This window comes from Actinoplanes cyaneus, from assembly GCF_016862095.1.
GTDB lineage: Bacteria > Actinomycetota > Actinomycetes > Mycobacteriales > Micromonosporaceae > Actinoplanes > Actinoplanes cyaneus.
Window position 1 is genome coordinate 135,828 of the sequence record NZ_BOMH01000016.1, and the last position, 15,572, is coordinate 151,399.

Consider the following 15,572-nt stretch of genomic DNA (forward strand, 5'->3'; position numbering starts at 1 on the left):
CTCACGTCCCGTTGTTGCGCTTCCACTTGCTGCCCTTCTGCTCCCACTGGCCGACCTGTGGATCGGAGAGCACCGCACCGCGGTAGGCGTTCAGGTGCCGCACGTTGGCCTCCTCGAGCAGGTCGGCGATCTCCTGGAAGTCCTCCTCCGTGGAGGCCTCGGAGAGTTGCGTGATCAGTCGGTCGGCCTCGGACAGCGCGGACGTCCGCGGGGTGTTCCGGCCGCTCTGGTCCACGTTGCCGTCGAAGCCGGACCCCGGGTCGCTCAGCCGGGTGTCCGACGCCGCTCCGAGCTCCAGGTTCGCCGGCATGTTCCACAGCACCTTGGTGTCGGAGGTCGCGCCGGTGACCTCCTTCATCCTCTCGATGAAGCGCTCCATCGGCTTGGCCCGCGGATTGCCCTTCATCCACTTCAGCAGCAGGTCGAGCCGCGACCGCGAGATCTTGTGGTGCAACGTCGTCCTGCCGCCCCAGAGTTCCTTGACCTCGGCGGACTCCCGGAGACTCCCCGCCGCCCCGCTGATCCGGCTCGACGCCCAGTCGCTGGCGCCCGCGCCGGCCTCGTCGTAACCCGAGACGAAGCCACGCCGCCCCAGTTCGCCCTGGACCTCGGTGATGGCGTCCTCGTAGTCGTCGCCCATGTCCGGGGTCAGGACGGTCTCCAGGGCCTCGCCGTCCCCGGCCGGCTGGAGGATGCCGGCGTTCGTGGCGTAGTCGATGCGCACGTTGCGCGGCAACTCCCCGAAACCGGGGAGCCGTCCGGCGATCGCGCCGAGCGCGGCGTCGACCACGTTCACCGGCTCGGGCTCGGGCTCGACGACCGGCGCCCGTCCTTTGCCCTTCTCCTTCTTTTTCGCCATCCGCTGCAGTACGGTCTCCACCGCCCGGTTCCCGGCCACGCGCTGCAGGTGCCGGACCTCCGCGACCGGACCGGTCCGGCCGTCCGCCGATTGACCAGCGGCCACCGTGGGTACCCGCTTGCCGGAAACGGTGGGACGGTGCTGTTCTGCGCGCATCGTCCGACGGTAGGAGCGGCCGCACCGGCACGGCAAACGGTCCGGCCCAAGCGTGCGGGCACCGTTTCTGCCCTCCATGACGCCCTGACGGACCTTGGCGTGACGTTGCCCGCCCGGCGAGGCTGGCAAGGTCCACCATCACGGGTTTGAAGGGGTTCCGTATGCCGACGTACCTGTCTCCCGGCGTCTACGTGGAGGAGGCGCCGAGCGGTTCGCGCCCCATCGAGGGCGTCGGCACCGCCGTGACCGCGTTCGTGGGGTTCGCCGAGAAGGGCCCGTTCCACGCGCCGACGCTGGTCACCAACTGGAGCCAGTACGTCGCGGTCTTCGGCGGCATGGTCGAGGGCACCTACCTGGCGAACTCGGTGTACGGCTACTTCGCGAACGGCGGCGGTATCGCCTACGTCGTCCGGGTCGGCGCTCCCGCCACCGGCGGCACCTCGTCGAACGGGGCCTCGTCGAACGGGCAGAAGGCCCTGCCGAACGGCACCCCCGCGCAGGTCGGCACGTTCCGGGCGGCCGCGCTGCCCGGTGGCGGTGAGGTCACCGTCGAGATCGCCGACCCCGAGGGCGAGAGCACCGGCGACGACCAGTTCCGCCTGATCGTGCACCAGAACGGTCAGCAGGCCGAGGTCTTCCAGGGCTCGTTCCGCCGCCGCGGCGACAACAACGTGGTCACCCAGGTCCGCGAGCACTCCAAGCTGATCGTGCTGGAGGAGGCGGCCGCGGCCAACGCGCTGGCCCGCCCCGCCAACCAGACCGTCACGCTGCAGGCCCCCGCGCCGGGCGCGGACGTGGTGCCGTCCGCGGTCTCCGTCGACGAGTTCGCCGGTGACCTCGACACCCGTACCGGCCTGGGCGGTCTCGAGGCGATCGACGAGATCACCATGGTGGTGGCGCCCGACCTGATGGCGGCGTACCAGCAGGGGTCCCTCAGCCTCGAAGAGGTGAAAGCCGCGCAGCTCGCGCTGGTCTCGCACTGCGAGCAGATGGGCGACCGGCTGGCCATCCTGGACACTCCGCCGGAGCTGAGCGCCCAGCAGGTGCGCGTCTGGCGGCAGGAGACCGCGGGCTACGACTCGAAGTTCGCCGCGCTCTACTACCCGTGGATCAAGGTCTTCGACCCGGCCGGCGGCCGCAACGTGATGATGCCGCCGAGCGGCCACGTCGCCGGCCTGTGGTCGCGCACCGACACCGAGCGTGGCGTGCACAAGGCGCCCGCCAACGAGGTGCTGCGCGGCGTCGTCGACCTGCAGAACAACATCACCAAGGGCGAGCAGGACCTGCTCAACCCGATCGGCGTGAACTGCATCCGGTCGTTCCCGGGCCGCGGCGTGCGCGTCTGGGGCGCCCGCACCCTCTCGTCCGACCCGGCCTGGCGCTACATCAACGTGCGCCGCCTCTTCAACTACATCGAGGAGTCGATCCTGCTGGGCACCCAGTGGATCGTCTTCGAGCCGAACGACCAGCGGCTCTGGGGCACCATCCGGCGCAACATCACCGCGTTCCTGACCGAGGAGTGGCGTCGCGGCGCGCTGTTCGGCGCGACCGCCGCCGAGTCGTTCTACGTCAAGTGCGACAGCGAGACGAACCCGCCCGAGGTCATCGACCGTGGTCAGGTCGTGTGCGAGATCGGCCTCTGCCCGGTCAAGCCGGCCGAGTTCGTGGTCTTCCGCCTCTCGCAGTTCTCCGACAGCACCAGCCTCGTCAACGAGTAAGGAAGGCGACAACCCATGGCCGGTGGCGACACCCTCATCGTCCACAGCTTCTCCGTGGAGCTCGGTGGCATCCAGGTCGAATACGTGCAGGAGGTCAGCGGTCTGACCTTCGAGCTCGACGCGATCGAGGTCCAGCAGGTGACCCCGACCGGCGAGCTGGTCATCCGCAAGATCCCGGGCGCGCGCAAGGGCGGCGAGTGCACCATCACCCGCGGCCTCGACAAGAGCAGCGCGTTCACCGACTGGATCAAGAAGACGTTCCTGAACGGTGCCGTCGACGACGCCCGTAAGCACATCAGCATCATCATCAACGACTCGCAGCGCCAGGAGGGCCGGCGCTTCGAGCTGACCAACGCCTGGGTCAACAAGTGGGAGGGCCCGAACCTCAAGGCCGGCGACTCGACCGCCGCGACCGAGAAGGTCACCGTGGTCTACGAGGACATCAGCACGTCATGAGGCGTCGCAACGGGGATCTCGATCTCGACACCGTGGTGGCGCCGGCAGCACCGCCGCCGCCGCGGTTGCAGACCGAATTCACGTTCCAACTGCCGCGGGGGTACGTCGACGAGGACGGCCAGGTGCATCGGGACGGCTCGATGCGACTGGCCACCGCGCGGGACGAGCTCGCGCCGCTGATCGACGTGCGGGTCAAGCAGAACCCGGCGTACCTGTCGGTGGTCCTGCTCAGCCTCGTCGTCACCCGGATCGGCACGATCACCACGATCCGCACCGAGACGATCGAGCGGCTGTTCGCCTCCGACCTGGCGTTCCTGCAGGACCTCTACCGGCGGATCAACGCGGAGGGCCACACGCTCGCCGAGGTGACCTGCCCGAACTGCGACACGTCCTTCGACGTCGATCTGGCCGGCAGCCGCCTGGGGGAATCGTGACGTACGGGACCGACCGGCTCCACGAGGAGGTCGCGTACGTCGCCTACCACTTCCACTGGCCGCGCGCCGAGATCCTCGGCCTGACCCACGCCGAGCGCGCCCGCCACGTCGAGGAGATAGCGCGCATCAACACCAGGATGAACGAGGTTCGGTAACACCATGGCGGTTTGGGACAGGCTGCGGCGCCGCGGTTCACGGGCCGTGCCCCCGGAGCCTGCGCCCTCCGCCCCGGCGCACGCCGAACTGGCGCATGCCGACCCGGGCTGGTCGTCGCTGCCCCCGTTGCGTCCGGCGGCCTCCGGTGGCATCGGCCTGCTCAGCGACGGCGCGCGTTTCGTCGCCTCACTGGCCACCCATCAGAACCCCTCCTTCGGTACGGCCATTGCCCCGTCCCGCAACGCCGCCGCGCCGCCCGGCGTCGTCCGTGACCTGCTGCGCCCCGCCGGCACCCCGCGAACCCGTCCCGCGCCGGTCGCGCCGATGGTCCACCGAGAGCCGCCGGCCGAGCCCTCGCCCGCGACTTCGATCACCGAGCCCCCGGCGACCGCGACTCCGGTGATCGAGCCCCCGGCGACCGCGACTCCGGTGATCGATCCCCCGGCGACCGCGACTCCGGTGACCGAGCCCTCGCCGACCGCGACCCCGGTGACCGCGCCCTCGGCGGCGACCGCGCCCTCGCAGGCCGCTTCGCCGAGCGCCGTGGTGCCGGCGCGCGCCCCGGCCCGGAACCGCTCGCTGGTGTCCGGCCGGCCCGTCGAGCCCGCCCGCCGCCTGCCGGTCCGTCCCCGCCCGCCCCGATCCACGCCGTCGTCCCTGCCGCTGGCGCGCCAAGCCGATCCGGGCGCTTCGTCCGGCGACGACTCGGCAGGCCCGGCCCCGGGGCCGGCCGACAGCCCGGCCCGGCGTGAGGCGGCCGACAGTCGGGCCCCCCGTGAGGCGGCTGACAGTCCGGCCCGACGGCAGGCGGCCGACAGTCCGGCCCGGCGTGAGGCTGCTGACAGTCCGGGTCAGCAGCGGCGCGGTGACAGCCCGCCACAGGAGCGGCGCGGTGACAGCCCGGGTCAGCCGCGGCGCGGTGATGGCCCGCAGCGGCGCCCGGCCGACAGCCCGGTGCAGCGGGAACAAGCGGACCGGGCGGCTCAGCAGCGGGGCGGCGACAACTCGGCCCAGCAGAGTGACAGCTCGAGCCGAGTGGGCGACGCCCGCACCGCGACGGCGCGGCCCGCGGCTGAGGACAACCCGGCCGTGCAGCGTTCCGCCGAGGTGCCCCGGCCCCCGGCCCAGCGTTCCACCGAGACCCCGCCGGTGCGTAAGCCACGCCCGCTCGGCCTCGGCGAACCCATGGAGGGCGCCCCGCCGTCGGCCCGTTTCGACCGGGGCGGTCCCGATCGGCCCACCACACCGCCGGTAGTGGCCCGACGTGCGGCTGAGCCTCGGACCGTTTCCGGCTCGCAGGTGTCGTCACCGCTCGGTGGCGCAGCGTCATCCGCGATGGAATCCGGTGGCGCAGCGTCACCCGTGGCGCGTTCGGAGAGTTCGGCGACGCCGGTGGTCGCCGCCCGGCCGGTGCAGCGCGACCCGCAGCCCGGGGCGAGCGACGCGTCCTCGGCCGGCCAGCGCCGATCCGAGCAAGCTGGGCAGCGGCGATCCGATCCGGCCGGCCAGCCCCCAGCGAGCCGGTCCGCCCAGCCCGCCGCCGGCCAGACCGTGGTGAACCGTCAGGTGATCACGCGAGACCAGGCGAGCCGGGAAGCCGCTGGGCGTGACGTTCCCGGCGATCCGATGAGCCCTCAGCCGGCCCGGCGTGACGCGTCCGCCACTGATGCCGGCGAGGCACCGGGCGACACCGGTGGGCCCGCGGTTGTGCGGCCGCGGCTCATTCCGGATCCGGGTGCCTCGCGGCGAGCCGGCCTCGGAGCGCCGCTCTCCGCGCCACCGTCCTCGATGTCGCCGGCGCCTCCGGCCGCCCGCGCGACAGCGGGCGACAGCCGTCCGGCCACGCCGCCGGTGCAACGTGCGCCGTTGCCCGCTTCTCCGGCGTTGCCCGCTTCTCGGGCGTCGACCGACCCTGCGGGAGCGCCCGCTTCTCCGGCGTCGCCACCTGCTTCAACGGCGTCACCTGCTTCAACGGCGTCACCTGCTTCGACGTCGCCGGCTTCTCCGACCTCGCCGAACCCTCCGGTGTCGCCGAACCCAGCTGCGTTGCGGAAACTCCCGGCGTTGCCTGACCCTGCGGCGTCGTCACCCACCTCGGCCTCACTCGCCCCTCCGGCGTCGCCGGCCGCGTCTGCTCTGCCCACTGTTCCGGCTTCGCGTGCCGTTGTTCCTGGCGAACCCGCGACTTCAGCGACGGCGGACGGCTCCACCAGGCCAGTCGTTTCCGTTGTTCGCCATACCTCGCCGACGGTCACTGCCGGCTCGAATGCTTCCACCGCCCCGGTGGTCTCGTCTGGCTCGGCCGTGGTGGCGCGGCGAGTCGCCGGGCCCTCTACTTCGGACTCCGGCCGGGAGGCGGCGCGGCGTCCGGTCGTCCCGCTGTCGCGATCCCGCTCGGGGAACGCGAACGGGCCGTCGTCGTCACGTCCCACCGCCCGGCTGTCAGGGGTGGGCAGCGAAGGGGCATCGCCCGGCGCGAGGACAGTGCGGGGCGAACTGGCGCAACGCGCGACTCCACCTACCGAATCGGTGCAACGTGCGGTTCTTCCGACTGAACCGGGTCGGCGTGCGTTTCTCCCGGCCGAGGCGGGGCGGCGTGCGGTTCTGCCGAACGGGCCGGGGCGGGGTGCGGGCATGCCGATCGGGCCCGTGCAACGTGCGGCTTCGGCGATCGGGCCGGGGTCGGCCGTGGCCGCGACTGCGGGAGGTCCGATCGGGGACGGCGGTGCTCATGCCGTACTGAAGCAGGCTTCTGTCCCGAACGGGAACCGCGAGACGTCGGCGGACCTGGCCCCCGGCCGACGTCCGTTTGTGATCAGCCAACCGAGGACCGAGAGCCGGCGCCCGGACACGCCGCCGCCGGTGGTTCAGCGCGCTCCTGCGGGCCAGCCGGCTGCGCGGTCGGCGCCCGCGGCGGCTCGGACGGCGCAGCGTTCGCAGGGTCCGGGGACACCGGCCAAGCCGAAGCCCGCCACCACCGCGTCGCCGCCTCCCGCGCCGGACCTGGACGCCCTGTTCAAACGCCTGGAGCCGCGGCACGTCGATGCGATCCTGAGCCGCTTCAACGACAAGCAGTTGACCAAGCTCGTCCGGTTGCTGCGGCGCGAGCAGCTGGATGAGCTCGCGCATCGCCTGACCGATCCGGTTCAGCGACTGCTGCGGGCCGAGATGCGCACCAGCCGGGAGCGGTCGGCGCGATTGCGGGACGGCTGGCGATGACAGCGCGGACGGCCGCGAAACAACGGGACGGGCGATGACGAGGCGGGCGACCGCGCGGGAAGCGGAGACGAGATGAGCAGCGATCCGGGTACCAGCGTCCACTTCCGGCTGCGCATCGACAGCATCGACCTCGGCGACTGGAACACCTGCGACGGCCTCGGCATCCAGGTCGAGATGGAGGAGCACCAGGAGGGCGGCAACAACGACTTCGTCTGGCAGCTGCCGTCGCGCCTGGTCTACACGAACGTGACCCTGTCCCGGCCGTTGACGCCCGACACCGCGAAGGTCTTCAAGTATCTGTCGAAGTTGCCGCAGCGCGTCCGGCGCGGCTCGGCGGAGATCGCGGCGCTGAAGCCGGACCGCTCGATGCTGGTCCAGTGGGGCCTGGCGGACGTCGTGCTGGTGCGCTGGTCGGGGCCGAGTTTCGACCCGAGCCGGTCGGAGGTCGCGTCGGAGAGCATCGAGCTGGCGTATCACGGCTTCACCGAGGTGGGCTGATGGCGCGGACCGGGAAGGTGGCCGCCGGCCTCCAGCTGTTCCAGCCTCCGGCAGCCGGTGGCGATCAGCCGGGCGGTCCGCTCGGTGGACCGATAACGTTCATGTTCAACCCGAACGAGCTGGCGCTCTCCAAGTCGGCGAACTGGATCCCGCACGTGGCGCGCGCCGCGGAGGACGTGGGCGTCGCCGAGTTCAGTGGCTCCGGCCCGCGGACGCTCAGCCTGACGATCTTCCTGGACGCCACCGAGAAGCACGACCGGTCGGTCCAGGAGCGTGTCGAGAAGCTGCTGACCTGCTGTGTTCCGACGAAGGCGAGCATCGCGGCGAAGGCGCCGTCACCGCCGTGGGTGAAGTTCACCTGGGGGCAGTTCCAGACGGTCTCGTTCTACTCCTACGTCAGCCAGATCGACGCCAACTACAAGCTCTTCGACCCGGACGGTACGCCGTTGCGCGCCACCTGCACGCTGACGCTGACCGAGATCAGCGGCTCGACGCCGGGGCAGAACCCGACGTCGGGCGCGCTCACCGCGCAGCGGGTGCATCGGCTGGTCGCCGGGGACACGCTGGAGATGCTGGCCTATCGGGAGTACGGCGATCCGACGATCTGGCGGGTGATCGCCGAGGCGAACGAGATCGACGACCCGACGCGGCTGCGTCCCGGGCGGCAGCTGCTGCTCCCGGCCGTGGAGGGCTGACGCGTGGGCGCGGGCACCGATCACGTCAACAATCTGCAGCTGGGCCTGCCCGGTCAGATCCGGCGCAAGTGGGAGCGGCGGCTGGTCTCGGCCACCGTCGAGGACAGCAGCAACCTGGCGGCCGTCGCCGAGCTGCGTTTCCGGGACGAGCACGGCGTCTTCTACTCCGAGAACATCGTCGAGATCGGGACGAAGGTGACCCTGCGCGTCCGTCGCGGCCGTACGGCAGCGGTCATGCTCTTCAAGGGTGAGGTCGTGACCCTGGAGTCCCAGCACGACGGGCACGGCACGTTCTCGGTGATCCGCGCGCTGGACCTGTCGCACCGGCTGATGCGCGGCCAGCGGGTGCGCAGTTTCGTCAAGCAGACCCCGTCGGTGATCGCGAAACGGCTGGCCGGCGCCGCAGGCCTGCCGATCGGCAAGATCGACTCGTTCACCCGCACCTACGACATGATCACCCAGCCGAACGTGAGCGACTGGGAGTTCCTCAAGATGCTCGCTGTCGACAACGAGGCGGAGGTCGCCGTCATCGACGGCAAGTTCTACTTCCGCGCCGGCGAGCGCGCGTCGACCGCGCCCGGCACCGGGATGACCGCCGAGCAGAGTCCGAAAGTGATCGAGGCCGGCAAAAACGTGCTCGCGGTGCGCTCCACTGTCACGTCGGTCGGGCAGATCCCGTCGGTGACGGTGCGTGGCTGGGACCCGGCCCGCAAGAAGTCGATCAAGACCGAGCTGCCGGTCACGACCTCCACCGAGCTGGACATCAAGACCACGCCGCGCAAGGCGATCCAGCCGTTCGGGAAGGGTGGCGCGGGGTTGAACGTGACCGACGTGCCCTACGAGACCGAGGCCGAGACCCGCGTCGTCGCCCGCGCCGTGGCGGCCGACGTCACCGCCGCGCTCGCCGAGGTCGAGGTGGGCGTGCGCGGCCGGCCCGAGCTGCGGGCCGGGGTGCCGATGACGCTGAAGAAGATCGGCGCCGAGTTCGACGGCAAGTACACGATCACGGCGAGCCGGCACGTCTTCGCGCCCGGCTCGGTCTACCAGACCTGGGTGACGGTCAGCGGCCGCCAGGACCGGTCGGTCTTCGGCCTGGCCGGGGGCTCCGCCGCGCCGGCGCGCCCGGTGCGCGTGCCGGGCCTCGCGATCGGCATCGTCACCGACACCAAAGTGGACGCCAAGCGCCGCAACCAGGGCTGGGTCCGGCTGCGTTTTCCCTGGCTGACCGATGACACCGAGTATCAGACCGATTGGGTACGCACGGTCCAGCTCGGCGGCGTCGGCGGTGGCGGTGTCGTCAGCCCCGACATCAACGACGAGGTCCTGGTCGGTTTCGAGCAGGGGTTGCTGGACCGGCCGTACGTCATCGGCGGTCTGTACAACGGCAAGGACAGCCCCTCGCCACACCAGTCGGACCTGATCGACGGCACCACCGGCAAGGTGAACCGGCGCTCCTTCGCGAGCCGGGCCGGCGACCGGATCGAGCTGCTCGACTCGCGGCTCAACCCGAAGGGGATCCGGCTGGCGACCGCGAAGGACAAGCTCGTCGTCTTCCTCGACCGCGGCAACAAGAAGATCGTGGTGCACGCCGACGGCAAGATCGAGATCGATGCGACCGGATCGATCGAGGTACGTGGCAACGGCATCACCCTCGACGCCGGGCGCGGCGACCTGACCCTCAAGGGCCGGCGCGTCGAGGTGGCCGGCGCCCTCGAGGCGGACATCCACGCGCCCATCGTGAAGCTGAACTGACGAGGAGCAGCCCCCATGCCGCATCTTCCCGCCGCCCGTCTCGGCGATCCGATCAGCGACCTCGCCGCCCCGATGGTGCCCGGCCCGCCCACCGGGGTCCTCGGCATGCCGGGCGCGCCCCCGCTGGCCGGCGTGCCGACCGTGCTGATCGGCGGGAAGCCGGCCGCCGTGACCGGCACCGCCGGCGTCTGCACCCCGCACTACCAGCTGCTGGTCACGAACGTGGTCCGCCCGCCCACGCCGCCCCGGATCGGTGGCCAGGTGCTGATCGGCGGCTTCCCCGCGGCCCGGCAGTTCGACCAGCTCGTCTGCAACGCCCGGATCGTGGCCGGCGCCCCGAACGTCCTGATCGGAGGGTGAGATGACGGAGCAGTTCATCGCCCGGACCGTGGCCGGAGGCTGACGTGGCGGAGCAGTTCATCGGCAACGGCTGGGCGTTCCCGCTGCGCGTCGACGCGACCGGCGGGATCGCCCTGGTCGGCCGCGAACGGGAGATCGCCGAGGCGATCCGGCTGATCCTGGCGACCGCGCCCGGCGAGCGCCCGATGCGTCCCGAGTTCGGCTGCGGGGTGCACGACTACGTCTTCGCGCCGGCCGACGAGAACACTGCCGGGCGGATCGCCTTCGAGGTGCGCCGGGCGCTGGACCGCTGGGAGCCGCGGATCGACGTCGCCGACGTGGTGGTCGGCTTCGATTCCGAGGACGCCGGCGTGCTCTACATCGACGTCCGCTACACGATCCGGGGCACCAACGATCCCCGCAACCTGGTCTTCCCGTTCTACGTCATCCCGTCGCACGACGACCCGGCCGAAGAGAGCGCCGCCTGATGCCGCTGCCCGCACCGAACCTGGACGACCGGCGCTTCCAGCAGCTCGTCGACGAGGCCAAGAGATTCATCCAGCAGCGCGCCCCGGAGTGGAGCGACCACAACGTCTCCGACCCGGGCGTGACGCTGATCGAGGCGTTCGCGCACATGGTGGACCAGCTGATCTACCGGCTGAACCGGGTGCCTGACAAGAACTACCTGGCCTTCCTCGACCTGATCGGGGTGCGGCTGTTCCCGCCGGCCGCGGCCCGGGGCGGGGTCACGTTCTGGCTCTCCGGCCCGCAGGAGCAGCTGGTGGTGATCCCGGCCGGCGCGGAGATCGCCACCGAACGGACCACCACCGAGGACGCTGTCGTCTTCACCACCGCCTCCGACCTGGCGATCGTGCCGTGCCATCTCACCAGGCTGCGCCGGCACCCGGCGTCGGGCCCGCCGGCCGACCTGCTCGAAGGGGTCATCGACGGCCGGGACATGCCGGTCTTCCAGACGACCCCGACCGCTGGCGACAGCCTGCTCGTGGGGCTCTCCGCCGCCGTGCCGTCCTGCGCGGTGCTGCTCGAGCTCGACAGCCGCGTCGAGGGCGTCGGCGTCGACCCGCGGCAGCCGCCCCTGGTCTGGGAGGCGTGGACCGGCGACGACTGGACGCCCTGCGAGCTCGACCGGGACGAGACCGGCGGCTTGAACAAACCGGGCGACGTGATCCTGCACGTGCCGGCCGGTCACGCGCCGTCGGTGCAGGCCGGGCAGTCCGCGGCGTGGTTGCGCTGCCGTCTCGTGGAGCCGGAGCCGGGGCAGCCGTTCTACGTGCAGCCACCGACCGTGCGCGCGGTCGCCGTGTCGACGATCGGCGGGACGGTCGCAGCCGTGCACGCCGAGACGATCGCCGACGAGATGCTCGGGGACTCCGAGGGCGTGCCGGGGCAGCGGTTCCTGGTGGCGCGGCCGCCGATCGTCGCGGACGGCGAGCCGATCGTGGTGGAGACCTCCGACGGCGACACCTGGACGCGCTGGACCGAGGTGGACAGCTTCGCCGGCTCGGAGCCGTTCGACCGGCACGTGACGGTGGACCGGACCAGCGGCGAGATCGGGTTCGGCCCGGCCGTCAGGCAGGCCGACGGGACGTTGCGGCAGTTCGGGGCGGTGCCGACGGTCGGCGCCCGGGTCCGGATCAAGGCATACCGCACCGGCGGCGGGCGGCAGGGCAACGTGGCACGGCGGGCGTTGTCGGTCCTGAGAACCTCGATTCCCTACATCAGTACGGTGGAGAACCGCGGCCCCGCGCTCGGCGGCGTCGACGGCGAGACCGTGGGCGAGGCTCGGATGCGCGGGCCGGTGCAGCTGCGGGCGCAGGACCGTGCGGTCACCGCCGCCGACTACGAGCTGCTGGCAAGACAGGCGGCGCCGGCCGCGGCCCGGGTCCGCTGCCTGCCCGCCGGGGACGGCAGCGACGCCGGGGGCGTGCGGCTGCTCGTCGTGCCGGCCGCCGTGCCCGACGAGACCGGGCGGCTCCCGTTCGAGGACCTGGTGCCCGACGACACCATGCTGGCCACCATCGCGGCCGACCTGGACGCGCGGCGGCCGATCGGGGCACGGCTGGTCGTCGAGCCGCCGTTCTACCAGGGCGTCACTGTCGTGGCGCGGCTGCGGCCGCGGGCGGACACCTCGGCGGTACGGCTTCGGTCGCTCGCCGAGGAGGCCCTCTACCAGTACCTCGACCCGATCCACGGTGGACCGGACGGGCAGGGGTGGCCGTTCGGGCGGCCGGTGCACTCCGGCGAGGTGTTCGGCGTGCTCCAGCGGCTGCCGGGCGTCGAGGTCGTCGAGGAGGTGCGGATGTTCCCGGCCGACCCGCTCACCGGCCGGCGCGGTGACGAGGTCACCCGGATCGAACTGGACCGGCACGCGCTCGTCTTCTCCCACCGGCACCAGATCCGGGTGGAGGAGCGATGAGTGAACCCAGGAGCGCTGCCCTCGGCTCGGGCCGGCGCCGGAGCACGACGGAGACGACGCGATGAGCGAGCTTGCCGGTGAATCCCTCGGCACGGCGCGGCGGGCGGCGATCCCCGGTCTGCCGTCACCGGATCCGCTGGGGCGGCGGCTCCCGGCCGTCTACGCGGGCGACGACCTCGCGCAACGGCTGACCGGCGGGTTCGACCAGGTGCTGGCGCCGGTGCACGCGACGCTGGACAACCTGTGGGCGTACCTGACGCCGACCCTCGCGCCGGACGACTTCGTGAGCTGGCTGGGCGGGTGGGTCGGTGCCACCGTCCGGCCCGATCAGCCCGCTGACCAGCGGCGGGCCGCGGTGGTCAACGCCGTGGGGACACACCGGCTGCGGGGGACAGCGGCCGGGCTGCGAGCCGAGATCCGCGACGTGTTCGGGATCGAGGCCGAGGTCGTCGAGAGCGGCGGGACGTCGTGGTCGGCGACCCCCGGGTCGGCGCTGCCCGGCAGCCCCGAACCGGACCTGCTAGTACGCGTCCGGGCGGCTGAGCCGCTCGCCACCCGGGTGCGGGAATTCGTCGAAGCCAATCGGCCGGCTCACGTGCCGTGCCGGGTCGAGGTGCTGCCGGAATGACTCTCTGCGACAACTGCGGCTCGCCGGTCACGCCGGGCGACGCCTTCTGCGGCGTGTGCGGCGCCTTCCTCGACTGGTCCGCCGCCACGAAAGCGCCCGCCGACCCGGAACCGGCCACCGCCTCACCGGCCACCGCCTCACCGGCCACCGCCTCACCGGCCACCGCCTCACCGGCCGTCCCGTCACCGGCCGCCGCCTCGGTCACCCCGTCACCGGCGGTTCCGGAACCGGCTGCCGCGCCACCGGTCAGTCCGTCACCGGCTACCCCGTCGCGGGCCACCCCGTCACCTGTCTCCCCGGCACCGGCGCCCGCCGCCTCGCCGGAAGTCATCGCGTCGCCCGCGACCGCCGCAGAGGACCGCGCTGCCGAGCCGTCCCCGGGAGACGCCCTCGCTGCTGAGCAGCCCTCCGCAGTCGAATCTGCCCCAGCCGTCGAGCCCTCCACCGATGCCGCACAGCCTTCCTCCGGCGCCGCCCGCTCCGATGACGGTGCCGCCCGGTCCGACGACGGCGCCCCGCCGCGGGACTCCGTCGCCGCGCCGCAGCGTGCCGAGGCCCCGCGCACCGGAGAAGCGGACGCACCCCCCACCACACCCGCGGCGCGGAACCGGGCGGCGGCGCTCGTCGTGCCCGTGGCCGAGGCCACCGACCGCCCGGTCGCCAGGCCTGTCGCCGTACCGGAGAAGGTGGCGACTGTCGATCAGCCCGGAGCCGTGCAGCCCGGCCGGCCCGTCGCGCCGCGTCCGATCCTGCGGGAGTTCACCGACGTCCCGGGCACGACCGGCGAGACCGCCTGCTCGAACTGCGGCACCCTCAACCCGGCGGACCGGGCCTTCTGCCGCAAGTGCGGGCGTTCCCTGCGCGCCGAGCAGGCCGCCGGCAGGTCCCGCCGCCGGTGGCGTCTCACCTGGCCGAAGGGCCGTGGCCGGCTCCGCCGCCTGCTCGCGATCCTGGCGATTCTGCTGCTGGTGGCCGGGCTCGTCTGGGCCGGTGTGACCTACGGCCCGCGTGCGGTCGACGCCGTCCGTGACCGGCTCGCCAAGCCCGAGTTGATCACCCCGAATCGGGTGACCGCGTCCAGCTCCACCAAGGGTCACGACCCGTCCCTGGTCGGCGACGGTCTGAACAACCGATTCTGGGAGCCGGGCCGGGAGCAGAAGCCGTGGGTCGAGCTGACGTTCGACAAGCCGATCCGGGTGCTGAGCGTGATCGTGACCGGCGGTGTCTCCCCGGAGCAGCAGGACTATGCCAAGCAGGGGCGGCCTTCCGACGTACGCCTGGAGCTCTGGACCTCCGACGGCTCTCGCACCGAGAAGGAGCTGCATCTGGTCGATCACGCCGGCCCGCAGACGTTCGACATGGCGGTGGGCGACGTGTCCCGGATGCGGTTGACCGTCGAGTCCGGTTACGGCCTGACCCCGGGCAAGGTGCCGGCGATCGCGGAGATCGAGGTGTTCAGGCGACCCTGAGGGCAGCCGCGGGCGAGACGCCGAGGGTGTGCAGCACCGATTCATACTGCCTGCGGCTCCGTTCCGCGGCGGCCCGGTCCCCGCCGCGGATCTGGGCCGCGATCAGCAGGCGCCACCCGGCGTCGTGGTGGTCGTCGAGATCCAGCGCCCGCCGCGCGGCCCGGGCCGCCGCCACCGGATGCCCGGCTTCCAGCTCGAGCTCGGCCAGGATCGCGGCGGCGTCGGCGGCCTGTGTCCGATACCGCTCGCGCTGGGGGACCACCCAGTCGGCCGGCCCGTCCTCGGGCAGCAGATCGCCGGTGTAGCACTGCAGCGCGGCCTGGAACGATCGGATCGCCTCGGCCCGGTCCGTGGCCCGCCGCCCGGCCCGGTACGCCTCCGCGAAGGTCGTCACGTCCGACTGCGCCCCGGTGACCAGCCGGTACGTCGGCCCGTTCCGCACGATGTACCGCGAGGCCCCGCGGGCGACGCCGGGCTCCAGGAACGTCCGCAGTGTCGACACCGCCACGTGCAGGCTGTTGATCGCGCTGCCGGTGCTCATCTCCGGCCAGAGCGCGTCGATGATCTGCTCGCGGTGCACCGGCCCGGCGGCCGCGGCCAGGTATCGCAGCAGGGTGCGGCTGCGTGGCCGGATGGCGCCCAGGTCGAGCTCGCGTCCGTCGTCCTCGACCCGGAAGCCGCCGAAGCAGAACCAGCGCAGCGTCATGATGTCCCTCCCGGTGAACCTCGGGCTGTGACCGTCCGGGCATTGCCGAT

General features: G+C 72.3%; 16 protein-coding genes. 13 read left to right on the forward strand and 3 right to left on the reverse strand.

What is annotated here, in order from left to right; genetic code table 11:
- Position 1 precedes the first annotated feature (1 nt).
- On the reverse strand, positions 2-1,015 hold the full coding sequence (locus Acy02nite_RS10465) for a hypothetical protein (protein WP_203739750.1): 1,014 nt from the start codon (positions 1,013-1,015) through the stop codon (positions 2-4).
- Between the two features lie 161 nt (positions 1,016-1,176).
- Between Acy02nite_RS10465 and Acy02nite_RS10470 the strand changes: the two genes are divergently transcribed.
- Genes Acy02nite_RS10470 through Acy02nite_RS10485 form a run of 4 tightly spaced genes read left to right on the forward strand, consistent with a single transcriptional unit; the run spans position 1,177 to position 3,778 of the window.
- Positions 1,177-2,733 (forward strand): phage tail sheath family protein, encoded by a 1,557-nt coding sequence (locus Acy02nite_RS10470; RefSeq protein WP_203739751.1) that lies wholly within the window; start codon positions 1,177-1,179, stop codon positions 2,731-2,733.
- 15 nt (positions 2,734-2,748) lie between these two features.
- Complete coding sequence (locus tag Acy02nite_RS10475; protein WP_203739752.1) at positions 2,749-3,189, forward strand: phage tail protein; 441 nt, start codon at positions 2,749-2,751, stop codon at positions 3,187-3,189.
- Complete coding sequence (locus Acy02nite_RS10480) at positions 3,186-3,623, forward strand: hypothetical protein (RefSeq protein ID WP_203739753.1); 438 nt, start codon at positions 3,186-3,188, stop codon at positions 3,621-3,623. Before Acy02nite_RS10475 ends, Acy02nite_RS10480 begins: the two co-directional genes overlap by 4 nt.
- The gene (locus Acy02nite_RS10485) at positions 3,620-3,778 is read left to right on the forward strand and encodes a DUF6760 family protein (protein ID WP_203739754.1); all 159 of its coding nucleotides are present in this window, start codon (positions 3,620-3,622) and stop codon (positions 3,776-3,778) included. Before Acy02nite_RS10480 ends, Acy02nite_RS10485 begins: the two co-directional genes overlap by 4 nt.
- Before the next feature lie 201 nt (positions 3,779-3,979).
- On the opposite strand, the gene Acy02nite_RS10490 is transcribed toward Acy02nite_RS10485, so the two are convergent.
- Positions 3,980-4,426, reverse strand: coding sequence for a hypothetical protein (locus Acy02nite_RS10490; protein ID WP_203739755.1), 447 nt, complete (start codon positions 4,424-4,426; stop codon positions 3,980-3,982).
- 2,215 nt (positions 4,427-6,641) lie between these two features.
- Here Acy02nite_RS10490 and Acy02nite_RS10495 point away from each other — a divergent pair.
- From Acy02nite_RS10495 to Acy02nite_RS10535, 9 genes are all read left to right on the forward strand, one after another.
- Positions 6,642-6,998, forward strand: coding sequence for a hypothetical protein (locus Acy02nite_RS10495; RefSeq protein WP_203739756.1), 357 nt, complete (start codon positions 6,642-6,644; stop codon positions 6,996-6,998).
- Positions 6,999-7,070: 72 nt separating this feature from the next.
- On the forward strand, positions 7,071-7,496 hold the full coding sequence (locus Acy02nite_RS10500; RefSeq protein WP_203739757.1) for a phage tail protein: 426 nt from the start codon (positions 7,071-7,073) through the stop codon (positions 7,494-7,496).
- Complete coding sequence (locus Acy02nite_RS10505; RefSeq protein ID WP_203739758.1) at positions 7,496-8,191, forward strand: CIS tube protein; 696 nt, start codon at positions 7,496-7,498, stop codon at positions 8,189-8,191. The genes Acy02nite_RS10500 and Acy02nite_RS10505 overlap by 1 nt, the downstream gene beginning before the upstream one ends.
- 3 nt (positions 8,192-8,194) lie before the next feature.
- Entirely contained in the window at positions 8,195-9,943 is a 1,749-nt protein-coding gene (locus tag Acy02nite_RS10510; RefSeq protein WP_203739759.1) for a VgrG-related protein, read from the forward strand.
- Positions 9,944-9,958: 15 nt separating this feature from the next.
- A complete protein-coding gene (locus tag Acy02nite_RS10515) occupies positions 9,959-10,303 on the forward strand; it encodes a PAAR domain-containing protein (RefSeq protein WP_203739760.1) in 345 nt (114 codons plus the stop codon).
- 44 nt (positions 10,304-10,347) lie between these two features.
- The gene (locus tag Acy02nite_RS10520) at positions 10,348-10,770 is read left to right on the forward strand and encodes a GPW/gp25 family protein (protein WP_203739761.1); all 423 of its coding nucleotides are present in this window, start codon (positions 10,348-10,350) and stop codon (positions 10,768-10,770) included.
- Positions 10,770-12,719, forward strand: coding sequence for a putative baseplate assembly protein (locus Acy02nite_RS10525; protein WP_203739762.1), 1,950 nt, complete (start codon positions 10,770-10,772; stop codon positions 12,717-12,719). Before Acy02nite_RS10520 ends, Acy02nite_RS10525 begins: the two co-directional genes overlap by 1 nt.
- Before the next feature lie 61 nt (positions 12,720-12,780).
- Positions 12,781-13,347, forward strand: coding sequence for a phage tail protein (locus tag Acy02nite_RS10530; RefSeq protein WP_203739763.1), 567 nt, complete (start codon positions 12,781-12,783; stop codon positions 13,345-13,347).
- Positions 13,344-14,816 (forward strand): NADase-type glycan-binding domain-containing protein, encoded by a 1,473-nt coding sequence (locus Acy02nite_RS10535; protein WP_203739764.1) that lies wholly within the window; start codon positions 13,344-13,346, stop codon positions 14,814-14,816. Before Acy02nite_RS10530 ends, Acy02nite_RS10535 begins: the two co-directional genes overlap by 4 nt.
- Here Acy02nite_RS10535 and Acy02nite_RS47180 read toward each other — a convergent pair.
- Positions 14,803-15,522 (reverse strand): AfsR/SARP family transcriptional regulator, encoded by a 720-nt coding sequence (locus tag Acy02nite_RS47180; protein ID WP_203739765.1) that lies wholly within the window; start codon positions 15,520-15,522, stop codon positions 14,803-14,805. The genes Acy02nite_RS10535 and Acy02nite_RS47180 overlap by 14 nt on opposite strands.
- Positions 15,523-15,572: the final 50 nt, after the last annotated feature.